The organism is Exiguobacterium sp. Leaf187, assembly GCF_001423925.1.
GTDB lineage: Bacteria > Bacillota > Bacilli > Exiguobacteriales > Exiguobacteriaceae > Exiguobacterium_A > Exiguobacterium_A indicum.
This window is the reverse complement of sequence record NZ_LMPR01000012.1, coordinates 373-13,022: the sequence shown is the minus strand read 5'-3', so window position 1 is coordinate 13,022 and position 12,650 is coordinate 373. Positions and strand designations below refer to the sequence as shown.

14 protein-coding genes are annotated in these 12,650 nt (G+C 48.6%); 1 reads left to right on the top strand and 13 read right to left on the bottom strand.

What is annotated here, in order from left to right:
• Positions 1-25: 25 nt before the first annotated feature.
• From ASF99_RS15365 to ASF99_RS15355, 3 genes are read right to left on the bottom strand one after another with little or no spacing between them, the layout of a single operon-like run.
• Positions 26-919: a phosphotransferase family protein gene (locus ASF99_RS15365; RefSeq protein WP_055969828.1), complete on the bottom strand. Its 894-nt coding sequence runs from the start codon at positions 917-919 to the stop codon at positions 26-28.
• Entirely contained in the window at positions 916-1,398 is a 483-nt protein-coding gene (locus tag ASF99_RS15360; RefSeq protein ID WP_023466678.1) for a GNAT family N-acetyltransferase, read from the bottom strand. The genes ASF99_RS15365 and ASF99_RS15360 overlap by 4 nt, the downstream gene beginning before the upstream one ends.
• Before the next feature lie 13 nt (positions 1,399-1,411).
• On the bottom strand, positions 1,412-1,972 hold the full coding sequence (locus ASF99_RS15355) for an isochorismatase family protein (RefSeq protein ID WP_023466677.1): 561 nt from the start codon (positions 1,970-1,972) through the stop codon (positions 1,412-1,414).
• A 129-nt stretch (positions 1,973-2,101) separates the two neighbouring features.
• Here ASF99_RS15355 and ASF99_RS17300 point away from each other — a divergent pair, with 129 nt between their 5' ends.
• Positions 2,102-2,275: a hypothetical protein gene (locus ASF99_RS17300; protein ID WP_156357224.1), complete on the top strand. Its 174-nt coding sequence runs from the start codon at positions 2,102-2,104 to the stop codon at positions 2,273-2,275.
• A 37-nt stretch (positions 2,276-2,312) separates the two neighbouring features.
• Here ASF99_RS17300 and ASF99_RS15350 read toward each other — a convergent pair whose 3' ends face one another.
• The 10 genes from ASF99_RS15350 to rocF all read right to left on the bottom strand — a co-directional run bounded on the left by ASF99_RS15350 (position 2,313) and on the right by rocF (position 12,438).
• A complete protein-coding gene (locus tag ASF99_RS15350) occupies positions 2,313-2,912 on the bottom strand; it encodes a short chain dehydrogenase (protein ID WP_055969825.1) in 600 nt (199 codons plus the stop codon).
• 38 nt (positions 2,913-2,950) lie between these two features.
• Positions 2,951-3,718 (bottom strand): alpha/beta hydrolase, encoded by a 768-nt coding sequence (locus ASF99_RS15345; protein WP_055969822.1) that lies wholly within the window; start codon positions 3,716-3,718, stop codon positions 2,951-2,953.
• 23 nt (positions 3,719-3,741) lie between these two features.
• Positions 3,742-4,308 carry a hypothetical protein gene (locus ASF99_RS15340; protein ID WP_055969819.1) on the bottom strand — a complete coding sequence of 189 codons (567 nt, stop codon included), beginning with the start codon at positions 4,306-4,308 and terminating at the stop codon, positions 3,742-3,744.
• Positions 4,309-4,383: 75 nt separating this feature from the next.
• The gene (gene glmS / locus ASF99_RS15335; RefSeq protein ID WP_023466669.1) at positions 4,384-6,180 is read right to left on the bottom strand and encodes a glutamine--fructose-6-phosphate transaminase (isomerizing); all 1,797 of its coding nucleotides are present in this window, start codon (positions 6,178-6,180) and stop codon (positions 4,384-4,386) included.
• A 412-nt stretch (positions 6,181-6,592) separates the two neighbouring features.
• The gene (glmM, locus tag ASF99_RS15330; RefSeq protein WP_023466667.1) at positions 6,593-7,948 is read right to left on the bottom strand and encodes a phosphoglucosamine mutase; all 1,356 of its coding nucleotides are present in this window, start codon (positions 7,946-7,948) and stop codon (positions 6,593-6,595) included.
• 29 nt (positions 7,949-7,977) lie between these two features.
• Positions 7,978-9,264, bottom strand: a complete 1,287-nt coding sequence (locus ASF99_RS15325; protein WP_023466665.1) for a CdaR family protein — start codon at positions 9,262-9,264, stop codon at positions 7,978-7,980.
• On the bottom strand, positions 9,264-10,124 hold the full coding sequence (cdaA, locus tag ASF99_RS15320; RefSeq protein ID WP_023466663.1) for a diadenylate cyclase CdaA: 861 nt from the start codon (positions 10,122-10,124) through the stop codon (positions 9,264-9,266). Before cdaA ends, ASF99_RS15325 begins: the two co-directional genes overlap by 1 nt.
• A gap of 79 nt (positions 10,125-10,203) precedes the next feature.
• Positions 10,204-10,824, bottom strand: coding sequence for an anti-sigma factor (locus ASF99_RS15315; RefSeq protein ID WP_023466661.1), 621 nt, complete (start codon positions 10,822-10,824; stop codon positions 10,204-10,206).
• 16 nt (positions 10,825-10,840) lie between these two features.
• Entirely contained in the window at positions 10,841-11,404 is a 564-nt protein-coding gene (sigW, locus tag ASF99_RS15310; protein WP_023466660.1) for an RNA polymerase sigma factor SigW, read from the bottom strand.
• Between the two features lie 125 nt (positions 11,405-11,529).
• Positions 11,530-12,438 (bottom strand): arginase, encoded by a 909-nt coding sequence (gene rocF, locus ASF99_RS15305; protein WP_055969816.1) that lies wholly within the window; start codon positions 12,436-12,438, stop codon positions 11,530-11,532.
• Positions 12,439-12,650: the final 212 nt, after the last annotated feature.

Here is a 12,650-nt window from a genome sequence, read left to right as displayed (position 1 = left end):
AGGTTTCTTCCAAGACATGGGTGAATCAATACCCGTCCGATATGCTCGTCATCTGTAATTCCTGCTCGATGAGCATGATGTTCTCCTCAAAGAACGCCCGGTGCTCTTCTAGTCCACGTTTGATGCACCAGCCAACAGCCGTGAGTGCTTCCCACAAACGATAGTGTGCTAGATACATCTCAATTGGCACGTCTGAGTGTAACGTCGCGTATCCTTCTTGAAATGCCGTGACGTAAATGGAACCGAACGTATTGAGATTACGGATGATCTTCGTGAAGTCCATCTCGATCGCCCCATAACGGGTCGTCTCGAAATCGATCACCCCTATGACTTGATCACCTACCGTCAGTAAATTTGCTAGGCGGAAGTCACAATGTGTGGCAACGGGACATGAAGGCTCCGGTAACGACTGTTCTCGTCTGACTAACTCTGTTTGGATGTTCTCTAAAAAAACGGGATCGAGTTCGGATGTGATGAACGGCATGAATCCATCGAGTTTTTCATTCCGGAAGCGTCGCCAGTTCTGAACCGGATAGGCATAAAATCCATCTTCCGTATACTCGCCGTAAGCTTCTCCTGTACACGTATGCAGCATTGCGAGCGTTCGACCAATTTCGTACGCCAATTTTTTAGTCATCGTGACCGGTGCCTGTCCCGGTAAGGCAGCAAGCACGAACGCCCCGGTCGTCTGCCCGGGAGCTGCTTCAGCTAAGATGTGCGGCACGGGTACAAACCCTTCTAGTGCATGAATCCAGCCTCGCTCCCGGTACCACTTTTCAGCCGTATAGGGGCGCTTTAAGAAAACGACCTGACCATCCGCTAAAATGAGACGATCGACTTCAGAACTATACGATTCGTCGACAGTCGCGCATGCTGCGACATCGAGTTGAAAATGTTCAATCCATTCGTCTCGTGTCATTCTGTCGTCCCCACTATTTTCTGTAGCGTTTCACCTGGTAGACCGTCAATCGGTCCAACATAGGTCGATTCAAAACCTAATCCGATCAAAATACGGCGCGACGCTTCATGTGCTGGATCAATCGTTGCCGTGACGACCTGTAACTCTTCTTCTGTCGCTAACTGTAAGAGACGCTCTGCAATCGCTGTGCCGTATCCGCGTCCCCACTGATCGGGTAGCAGCATGTAACCGAGCTCTGCTTCGAACGGTTGCGTTTGACTCCGGGTCATGTGCCCGATTCCAATCCATGTCTCTTCGGTATAAATCAGATACGATCCGAGTCGGTCGTGCTGCTGTTGTTCAAGGATTCGGTCAAAGCGTTGTTTCGTTTCCGTATCTGTTAATGCCTGTTCCGTGATGTAACGCATGACACGTTCGTTTTGGACGAGCGTCGCGTAGCGATCGTAATCGGACGCTGTTATTTTTCGTAATTCAATCATCTTATTCTCCTCTTCATGTCCGGTAGTCATTGTGGGTTGGGGTGAAGACATCTTCCGTTGACGGACGAACAATCGCAAAGTGCTCGACGTTATAATGACCGTGCAAGACTTGATTGTGGTGGGCGATCATTTGCTCCGGCGTCAGGACATCGGAGCCGTTCGTCGTATGCCCGTCGGCGACGAGTGTGACATCAAAGCCGTGCACCGTCGCACTGCGCACCGCGGTATCGATGCAGTGTTCCGTCTTACAGCCTAAAACGATCAGATGTTCAATCGATGCTTGGCGTAGATGATCGAGCAAGGGTGTATCATGGAACGCATTCGTCGCCGCTTTATCGAACGTGACACTGGACGCTGGAACGGGAATCGAGTCATGGACTGCAAACCCAGGTCCTGTTCCGCCAGCGACGTCCAAATCCCGAATGAAGACGACCGGAACGTTTCGTTCGTCTGCTTCAAGCACGACCGCTTCGATGACGTGCGCAACTTGCTCTTTTAAGTATACCGGTCGTTCTTCTGTGTTTCCGTCGACGAGTTCCTGTTGAAAATCAATCACTAGGACTGCTTGTTTCATCGTCATGTTCCTCCTTGTAAAATCGACTGCTTGTTTCCTTCCCGTTCATCTGAATGATTTCCTGCTCTTGACGGGCGTGAAACTTTTTAGCTGTTGGATTCGTTAAGAAGAAGGAAAGGATGTGTCTGGATGATTTGGTTTGGCGTCATCTTCTTATGTGTGCTTCTCGTCAATCTGACACTGGAGAAACTGATCATGAACCGGACGATGACAGGTCGTTGGTTCGTACGCAACTTACTCATTTGTCTCGGGATCACTCTATTACTATTCGGAATCGAACGTTATGTCATATCCGGGTTCTAAAAAAGCAGGTAGCGATTTTCGCTACCTGCTTTTTTAGTTAATAGACTTCGTAATTTTGCCCTGTCTGTGCCCCTTCGACACTCTTTTCGAACGCCGTCGCGACACGTGACGCCGGAACGGCTTCAAAACCACGGAAGAAGGGTCCGTACTTTTCAAGCGACTCGATCAGTACGTTCGGACTGACACTGTTGATCCGAATACCTCGTGGCATCTCGATCGCTGCTGCGTGAACGAACGCTTTGACCCCACCGTTCGCAAGCGCAGCGGATGCGCCTTGGCGAATCGGAGCGTCCATCATGATGCCGGTCGTCAGCGTAAAGCTTCCCCCGTCTCGTACTGACTCTAAACCAAGCAAGACAAGATTGACCTGACCTTTTAGTTTACTGTCGATTCCGATTTGATTAAGCTCCGGTGTTAAGTCCGTCAATGGACCGAAATGAGCACCACCTGTGGCACTGATGACGGCATCAACAGAACCGACTGTTTCATACATCGCCCGAATACTTTCCTCTGATGTGATGTCGACTTGTACATCCGCTCCGCTTCGTCCGGCACGAATGATGTCATGCCGCCCACTCAGCCGTTCGACGACTGCCTGCCCAATCGTTCCGCTTGCTCCTACTACTAAAATTCGCATGATCCCTTCCCCTTTCACGTCTAGCTTACCTATCTAGCCTACTGCACAGCAGCTGATGGTTTCAAGGAATCTACCGGATGCGTCTTCAAGAAGATAAGGATTTCTTCGAACAAACGTTGTTTATCCCGATCGAGCGTCAGTAAATGTTTACTGTTCGGAAGAAGGACCTTTTTCTGATCTCGGCTCGGCACTGTCGTTTCGATTCGCTCGAGACTTGCATGATAGACGGCATCATCTAAGGCACCAAGGAATAGAGCGATGGGTTGCGTGATCTTCGGCAAGACAACTCCCGTGTCGAGGATGAACTGTTGCAGTGCCCGTAAGTCTTTTTCCGGGCGTGGAAAATGACGGTCGACAAAATCTAAGATCCACTCTGGCGAACGATCGTCAAATTGAAAATACCGTTCCGTATACCGACGGACGCGGTGCTCAAGTCCGGCAATCGTCCGCTCAAGAATCGGCGTCGAGAGTAAGATGAGTCCAGCGCATCCTGACTGTTCTGCTAGTCGAAGTGCCATTACTCCACCGAGTGATTGTCCGATCAAAAAGATGTCTTTGTGTCCTCGATCTTGTAAAAACGCGAGTCCGACTTGCGCGGACTGCCAGACGTCTTCGATCGTCGTCTCAAACAAGCGCTCCGGCGATTCCCCGTGCCCGGCGTAATTGGGCGCGTAACAGGTATAGCCGGCTGCATGTAAAAAACGAGCGAGTCCCCGCATCTCATTCGCACTTCCAGTAAAACTATGTAACAACAAAACAGCAGGTCCGGGTCCTTCTAAGTACAGATCCTTTGATTTCGTAATCAAGTGCGCCCCTCCTTTTCATCTCTTCACACTTCCTCCACCGAAGCATCCTCCCGTAACGACTCTATAATCCGAAAGCCTGGGTAGTTCGCTTCGGATCGTCGTTCGCCACTTGACCGATAATAAGCATTCCAGTAACTGATCATCCGGTCTTCGATTCGCTTCATGTATGCCGGATCATCCTCGACGAATCGCCGCTTCACTTCCGGATCCCATTGCTCGATTGCGGGTACGATGATGTCGACGATGTCACGGACGTATTCACTAGCAAGTTCGATGATATAGGCAAGAACCCATCCGTCGTGTGGATAGTTTTTAAGTAACTGCTGAAGATACTGCTCACGAACATGACCATCATGGTGACGGGTGTAAAGGCAATATAAAATCGTCTGCTGAGTCGACGTCAGTTGCTTGATCCGCTCCGAGTCGATTTCTGATAAATACAAACGCATCGGAATCTGTATGTGTTCCTGTTCTATATTTACTTCGATCGCCCCTGGTGATAATCGTGTCCATCCAAACGGTAGACATGCTTTAACGACCCGAACGTCCTGTTCATATCTCTTAGGAAATGCGGTGATCCAGCGGTTCATCTCGTTCTCCTCCTAATATAAAAACTCCAAACGACAGACGCTTACACGCCTGTCATTTGGAGTCGATTTGTTTCCTTATTCAACCGTTACCGACTTCGCCAAATTACGTGGCTTATCGACGTCACAGTCGCGACCGAGTGCCGCGTAGTATGAGATTAATTGAAGTGGTAAGACCGACAAGAGTGGTGACAAGAGTGGCTCGACTGCTGGAATGACGAATGCATCTGTTGGCAATTCAAGACCTTCTGCTGCGATGACACACGCATTTGCCCCACGTGCGACGACTTCCTTGATATTCCCACGGTTGTTGAGATGAACGTGTGGTTGTGTCACGAGCGCGATGACCGGTGTGTTGTCTTCAATCAAAGCGATCGGACCGTGCTTGAGCTCTCCACCCGCGTATCCTTCTGCTTGGATATACGAGATCTCTTTGAGTTTCAATGCACCTTCCATCCCGACGTATGCATCTTGTCCACGACCGATGAAGAACGCATTGCGTGACTCAGACAAGTATTCTGTCGCGATTTCTTGGAAGCGATCTTTTTGAGACATGACCGACTCCATCGCACTTGAGATTTTACCGAGTTCTTTCATGAGATCGAAGTTGACGGCAACCCCTTTTGCTTGAGCAAGGTCAAACGCAAGGACAGCGAGAACAGCGATTTGAGCTGTATACGCTTTTGTTGAAGCAACGGCGATTTCTGGGCCCGCGTGGAGCAACAATGTTGCGTTTGCTTCACGTGACAATGTTGATCCTGGAACGTTCGTGATCGTCAGTGCCGGGTGACCAAGTTTCTTCGCTTCGACGAGAACGGCACGACTATCCGCTGTTTCACCTGATTGTGAAAGGAAGAGGAAGAGCGGTTTCTCTGTCAATAATGGCATGTTGTATCCGAACTCAGAAGAGATGTGCACTTCTGTCGGGATGCCTGCGATTTGTTCGATCAACTGTTTTCCGATCAAACCAGCATGGTAGCTTGTTCCGCAACCAATGATATAGACACGGTCACGACCGAGTACGAGATCACGGACTGATTGATCGAGTGTGATGTCGCCTGCTTCGTTTTGATATTTTTGAACGATGTTCCGGATGACTGCTGGTTGCTCATCCATCTCTTTGAGCATATAGTGCGCGTACGTTCCTTTTTCGATATCTGATGCATCGATTTCAGCCGTGTACGCTTCACGCTCTTGGACGTTCCCGTCGAGATCTTGGATCGTCACGCTATCACGCGTCAAGATGATCATCTCACCATCATGCAACTCAACGAATTGATCCGTTACTTGCAACATTGCCATTGCGTCTGAAGCGACGACGTTGAACGTACCGTCACCGAGACCAACGAGAAGTGGTGATTTGTTTTTCGCGACGTATAAGACGTCCGGGTTTTCTGCATCGATCAATGCGAGCGCATACGAACCATGCAAGACGCGGAGTGTTTGACGGAATGCTTCCGCGACGTCGCCTGTCTCGTTGAAGTTCTTTTCGATCATCTGAACGATGACTTCTGTATCCGTGTCGCTCAGGAGATCGACGTTCAATTCTGCTTTCAACTGCTCATCGTTCTCGATGACACCGTTGTGCACGAGTGTGAAACGTGCTGACGCACTTTGGTGTGGGTGCGCGTTTGGTACGCTTGGGACACCGTGTGTCGCCCAACGTGTGTGTCCGATTCCGACTGTGCCGTCTGCCTCTGCAGGAACGACTTCGCGTAGCGCAGCAATCCGGCCTACTTCTTTATGGACTTGGACGCCGTCGTTGACGAACGCAAGACCTGCCGAGTCATAGCCGCGGTACTCGAGCTTCTCGAGACCTTTTAATAAAATTTCTTTCGTGTTGACCTGTCCGATCATACCTACGATTCCGCACATGTTACATCTCTCCATTTACAAGTATTTCCCTGAAGAGGAAACGGCTCTTGTTGAGAGGGTCCCGATCGGTCTGTTTGTCCGCCCAATCACTTGGACGATTTCAGAACGATTTACGGTATGGACCTGTTACCGGGAGGCATCCGCCGAATGATTCGATAAACCTCCACCTCGTCAGCTTTCAACCTACGAAGAAAGCCCTGGCGCTTTTTAGTTCCGTCTGACCCCGTTTCTGTCCGACTTCACCATCATACGAACTTTACTTTGAAAAAGCAAGAAAGGTAACGTAGTTGTAACTATTCCCGATATTTCACTAATCAATACGTATAATCCCTATTTTTTGTAAAAATCTCAAGCTGTTTTTCTAAAATAATTGTAAAAAAAGAAGCAGAGCAATCGCTCTGCTTCGGGTTTCTTAGTTTTCTTGTAACGCATAGTTCTCACGAACGACATTCGCGATCCGCTCGACGTACGCATCACACGCTTCTTGTGTCGGAGCTTCCGCCATGACACGAACGAGTGGTTCTGTTCCTGACGCACGAACGAGGATCCGTCCGTTCCCCGCCATTTCCGCTTCAACTTCCGCAATGATTGCTTGTACAGCAGGACCGCTCATTGCGCCATTTTTATCTGAAACACGGATATTGACGAGACGTTGTGGGAAGATCGGCATCTCAGCTGCGAGTTCTGATAACTTCTTCCCTGTCGCTTTCATGATTTGCAACAACTGGACGCCTGACAACATGCCGTCTCCTGTCGTTGAGTAATCCATGAAGATGATGTGCCCCGACTGTTCGCCACCGAGCGTATAGTCGTTCTTACGCATCTCTTCGACGACATAACGGTCACCGACTGCTGTCTGAAGCGCCGTCATCCCGTTTTCTTTGACGGTTTTATGAAAACCAAGGTTACTCATGACCGTCGCAACGATCGTGTTGTCTTTCAGACGACCAAGTTCGTTCAAGTATTTCCCGCAGATGAACATAATTTTATCACCATCGACGATATCGCCGTTCTCATCGACTGCAATCAAGCGATCGCCGTCGCCATCAAATGACAAACCGACATCTGCGCTCTTTTCTTTGACGAAGGCAGCAAGGTGTTCAGGGTGTGTCGAACCGACACCATCATTGATGTTGAGTCCGTTCGGATTCGTTCCGATCGTCGATACTTCTGCTTCCAAGTCACCAAATAGACGTGGTGCGAGGCTTGACGTCGCTCCGTGTGCACCGTCAATCGCGACATGGATGCCTGAGAAATCTTCATCCGATGTCTGACGAAGCATATGCAGATACTTTTGTGCACCCTCAAAATAATCATGAACGAAGCCGAGTTCTTTTCCGGCTGGGCGTGGCAATGTATCTTCTGCTTCATCGAGTAATGCTTCAATTTCAAGTTCTGTTGCGTCATCAAGCTTAAAGCCGTCTGATCCGAAGAACTTGATCCCGTTATCTTCTACTGGATTGTGCGACGCGGAAATCATGACTCCTGCTGTCGCATCCATTGTTTTTGTCAGATACGCGACACCTGGTGTCGAGATGACACCTAGACGCATGACTTCTGCACCGATCGATAAAAGACCCGCGATAAGTGCGTTCTCAAGCATTTGACCAGAAACACGTGTATCGCGTCCAATTAAGACTTTAGGTCGTGTGCTTTCGTGTTTTGTTAACACGTAACCACCTGTTCGACCGAGGCGATACGCCAGTTCCGGTGTCAATTCTACGTTTGCGACGCCGCGTACGCCGTCAGTTCCAAAATACTTACCCATATGTTATTTCCTCATTTCACTAATTTGTTTTAATTGGTCGGAACGGATGTCCGAGGCACGGCTTTTAACGTGACATCCATGTTATCCGGACGCAAGACATCGAAGGCTTTCGACGTCTGGTATGAAATCGGCAATCCATGCGTCCCTTCCTTTAAGCCTGTCACATCGATGACCGCTTTAATATCCGTCGCATCAATCGATGCTAGATCCGATTCTTTCCCACGGACAACGACATCCATCGTTTGGTTATAATCAATCGTATACTTCGACTCATCAAACCCGTTCAATGTGACCGTCACACCCGGGATCGTTTTCTCTGCTCGATCCTCGACGGTTTCTGTCGTCGATTTCGCGTTTTCCTTTTCAACGACGATATTGACGGTAACCTGTGTCGGATCCATCGCCGTCGCGTTTTCCGGTTCCACGAGTTTGACGGTTTTTTCCGTCGTCTTCGTCAATCCCTTAAGCGAGACCGCTTCTGTATCAACGGAACCAATCCGTTCCAACTCTTCTTTTGTTCCATATAGACGAGCTTCCGTCGTGACGGGAACGATCTTGACAACGGTATACCCTTTTTTGACGTTGTCTTTTGTCTTCACATTGATTGGTACCGTCTTACTTTCCTTATAGATCGGTACTGTGATTTCTAATTGCTCCGGTTGATAAGATGCATTAATCGTATTCCCGTTCGCATCCGTCGCTTTAGCATTGAACGTCTCTTTGAACGTCTCTGCCCGACCGGTCACATCAATCGGTACTTGGATTGCTGAAATCGCCTGTAACTTCTCCGCGCCTCCCGTGACTTCAACAGTTTGTTGGTTCGGTTGCGCTTCCCCAGCGACATATCCTTCAGCGATTTTGTTTTTATTGAGTAAGGCGACTTGTACCGGTACTTCTTTCGTAATCTTCTTATCGAGGAAGACTTCGATCGTCTGTTGTTTCGGCGTCACTTCGACATCTTTTCCGAAGCCGGTCGGTGTGACACGGACACGATGATAGCCCGGGTCGAGGCCTTTCAAATCAATCGATAATCCAAAATCCTGAACAAGCCGGAGCATCGTCAAGCTACTCGAAGGACCTTTAACGGTGACCTCCATCGTATTTGGAATATTATAGGCGACCCATTGCGATTCATCATACTGGACCGTGACCGGTACGTCAAACTTCGTCGAGCCTTGTCCTGCGATCGGTAACAGACTAGCCGCATCGCTTTTTCCCGTCGTATTCGAACCTGCGACCATCAAATACAACATGACGGCTAAGGCAACGGCAACGATACGTAAAAACCAGCGTTCATTGAACCACTTTTCGAACATTATTTTTTCGCCCCCATCCAGTTCAAGAAGGAAGTATTCGTCGGTTCGGCCTTGACGATTGTCTCAAGTAACTTCGTCCGCAAGGATTCTTCGTCGAGTTCCCGGTATAGACGTCCATTGATGGCGAGTGAGACACCACCCGTTTCTTCCGAGACGACGAGCGTGACACTATCCGTCACCTCACTGACACCAATTGCTGCGCGGTGACGTGTTCCAAGCTCTTTTGAGATATGTGCACTCTCAGACAGCGGTAAGTAACAAGCGGCTGCTGCTAACTTGCCTTGCTGGACGATGACGGCACCATCATGTAAGGGTGTATTCGGAATGAACAAGTTGATCAGCAACTGACTCGTGATTTGTGAGCCGAGCGGAATACCCGTCTCCACGTATTCACTCAGTCCAGTCTCCCGTTCAATCGTCACGAGTGCCCCAATACGCCGTTTTGACATGTACTGAGCAGACGATACGAGCGCATCGACGATTCGAATTTGTTCATCTTCATCACTGACCGCACTACGCGAGAAGAATTTACTCGTTCGTCCTAAATGTTCCAGTCCACGCCGGAGTTCGGGTTGGAAGATGATGATAATCCCCAGTAACCCATAGGTGATGATTTGATTCAGTAAGAATTGCAGTGTTTTGAGTCCAAAAAAGCCACTCAGGAACCAACTGATCAAAATGACCGAGATCCCTTTAATGAGCTGGACCGCTTTTGTTCCTTTGACGATGATCATGAGACGGTAAATGACGAACGTCACGACCGCAATATCAATCACGTCATTAATATAATCGTACCAATGTACGTTTTCTCCCAGTTTCAACAATTGAAATTGAAGTGGTTGCCAGCTGAAGTAATTCACCAACCGTGCCCCCTAACTCATCTGATTTAAACAGTTTCCATTATAGCACAAAGGGACGAGTTCGACTCGTCCCAGCTGATTATTGAAATAGACGCTTGATTCCGTACCATACGCGTTCGAATAATTGATCGATTTCCTTGATTTCTCCGGTCACGCTACCAGCACTCGCCGTGTACGCTTTCCCGTCAACGGTCATGACATCGCCATTGACTTTCCCTTCGATGCGGACGTTCCCGCCTTCGACATATAGATCTTGGTCGACCGTGACGCCTTTCGGGACAACGACCTCACCATTTTGAGCGACGATACCTGGTGCATTCGTATAAGATAAGTCATGTTCTTCTTGTGCCATATAACCACCTAGGCTACCGACCGACAAGAGTAAGAAAACAGCCGCTGCCGCGAGCAATGGGTACTGCTTCATCTTACCTCCAAAACGAGACGGTTGCGGTTGGTGCAGCAAAGCAGCGCTTGGCGTCTCCACCTGTTCAGGCAATTGTGCCAGCACGCGGGATGTAAAATCTGCCGATAATTTAGGCGCTGGAAGTTGACGCAGTCGAGCATCAAGGAGCCGATACTCTTCGAACTCGTCCATCGCGTCTACTTCTCGTAACTCTGCTTCTAATCGCTCGAATTCCTCAGGTGGTTGGTTTTGGTCTAAATAATCCTGGATCCGTTCATGTACATGCTCTCGTGACATGGTGAGTTCCTCCTTCTCATCGTTTGGCAAAATGCTTCTTCAGCGCTTCTCGTCCACGATGAATTCTAGTTTTGACAGTAGCGACAGGTAATTCGATCATTTCACTGATTTCCTTTAGCGAAAGATCTTCTACATATTTCAGGACGAGTGGGACACGGTATTTTTCTGGTAAAGCTGCAATCGCGTCCCCGACTTCGTTTCGTTGCTCGTTATCGACCACTTGGTCCTCCGGCAAGGTATCCTTGCTCTCGAGTTGTGAATACAATGTCAGTCCTTCAGTACCTGACATCTCAGCATCAAGAGAATAATCAGGTTTCTTTTTCCGTAATCGGTCAATCGATACGTTCGTGACGATTCGGTACAACCAAGTCCGGAACTTCCATTGTGCATTATACGAATCAATCTTCGTAAATACACGGATGAAGGCTTCTTGTGTCGCATCCTCCGCTTCCATTCGATCGCGCAAGACGCGGAAAGCCACAAGAAAGGCACCTTCCTTATATAGATCAACAAGTGCCGCGAATGCATCACGGTCTCCTTGTTTCACTCGCTCAATTAAGCGTAGTGTCGTTTCTTCCACTTTGAATACCCCCCGCTCTATGCGGTCAATCTCTTATACGAAGTCGACCGATAAATGTTTCATCTCCTTTTAAATTGTAACAAAAAAAACTTGAACTCCGCTGAAAAGAGTTCAAGTTCTATCCATTATTTTACTAAGCGATGTGTTTCCATTGCCAAAAGTAGATCTCCGATCAGTTCATTCGCAAGTTCCGCTGTTCCATTTCCTTCTTCAAGTAACGGATTCACTTCAACGAATTCAGCTGCAATGAAGTTTTCTGCCGTTGCACAATGCTTGAGCACCGTTTTCGCATCGTCTAAGAAAATGCCATCGGCGACACGTGTACCTGTACCGACGACGAGTGATGGATCGAGACCATCCATATCAAAGCTAAGATAGAATGCATCCGTCGTTTCCTTCAAATAAGCAATCGCTTCTTCCATGATCGCGTCCATTCCCCGAGTTCGGATCGCTTCCATATCATAGACCCGAATACCAAGACGATCAATCAGCTCTTGTTCCCCTGGATCAACGTCACGTAATCCGATGAAGACGAGGTGTTCCGGTTGCAGCTTGATATCTGTTCCTCCGACTTCCGTTAAACGCTGATGTCCTTCCCCAAGGGCTACAGCGAGCGGCATACCGTGGATGTTACCAGACGGTGATGTTTCCGGTGTATTCAAATCACCGTGTGCATCGAACCAGATGACGCCAAGACGTGGTACAGTCTGACGTAACCCAGCAATCGTTCCGATCGCCATGCTGTGATCGCCACCAACTAACAACGGAAAACGTTGTTCCGATAACGCGTCACGTACGATCAGGTGCAAGTCATTCGTCGTATGGACGACGCCTTCCAAACGTTTCAGCTTAGGATCTTCTTCCCGGACTGCATCCTCGGATAAAACAGCCGCTTCCCCGTAGCGTACTGCTTCTTGTCCCCGTGCTTCGAGTGTCGCGAGTAGACCCGCTTTTTCGACAGCAGCAGGTCCGTGTTCAGTGCCTGGCTTTCCTTGTCCATAACGGTACGGTACGCTGATATACGCGATGTTCATACGATATTCCCCCTATGTCATAGTCACTTCTACATGTATTGTAAGCGGTAACAAACAAGTGGTTCAACTCAACAAAAAAACGCATGAATATACAAAAAAAACACCGTGAAGGGAATCACGGTGTTCTTGCGTACGTACTCTGGTTATGCTTGGCATTTCATATAAAAAAAACTTAAGACGAACGAAACTCGCTTAAGATCTTTAAATAAAAT

Bases quoted from the DNA above. Each gene is read 5' to 3' on its own strand.
- ASF99_RS15365 (WP_055969828.1), bottom strand. From the start codon at position 919: ATGACACGAGACGAATGGATTGAACATTTTCAACTCGATGTCGCAGCA.
- glmM (WP_023466667.1), bottom strand. From the start codon at position 7,948: ATGGGTAAGTATTTTGGAACTGACGGCGTACGCGGCGTCGCAAACGTA.
- ASF99_RS17300 (WP_156357224.1), top strand. From the start codon at position 2,102: ATGATTTGGTTTGGCGTCATCTTCTTATGTGTGCTTCTCGTCAATCTG.
- ASF99_RS15315 (WP_023466661.1), bottom strand. From the start codon at position 10,824: ATGTCACGAGAGCATGTACATGAACGGATCCAGGATTATTTAGACCAA.
- ASF99_RS15355 (WP_023466677.1), bottom strand. From the start codon at position 1,972: ATGAAACAAGCAGTCCTAGTGATTGATTTTCAACAGGAACTCGTCGAC.
- ASF99_RS15325 (WP_023466665.1), bottom strand. From the start codon at position 9,264: ATGTTCGAAAAGTGGTTCAATGAACGCTGGTTTTTACGTATCGTTGCC.
- ASF99_RS15350 (WP_055969825.1), bottom strand. From the start codon at position 2,912: ATGCGAATTTTAGTAGTAGGAGCAAGCGGAACGATTGGGCAGGCAGTC.
- glmS (WP_023466669.1), bottom strand. From the start codon at position 6,180: ATGTGCGGAATCGTAGGTATGATCGGACAGGTCAACACGAAAGAAATT.
- ASF99_RS15360 (WP_023466678.1), bottom strand. From the start codon at position 1,398: ATGATTGAATTACGAAAAATAACAGCGTCCGATTACGATCGCTACGCG.
- ASF99_RS15340 (WP_055969819.1), bottom strand. From the start codon at position 4,308: ATGAACCGCTGGATCACCGCATTTCCTAAGAGATATGAACAGGACGTT.
- rocF (WP_055969816.1), bottom strand. From the start codon at position 12,438: ATGAACATCGCGTATATCAGCGTACCGTACCGTTATGGACAAGGAAAG.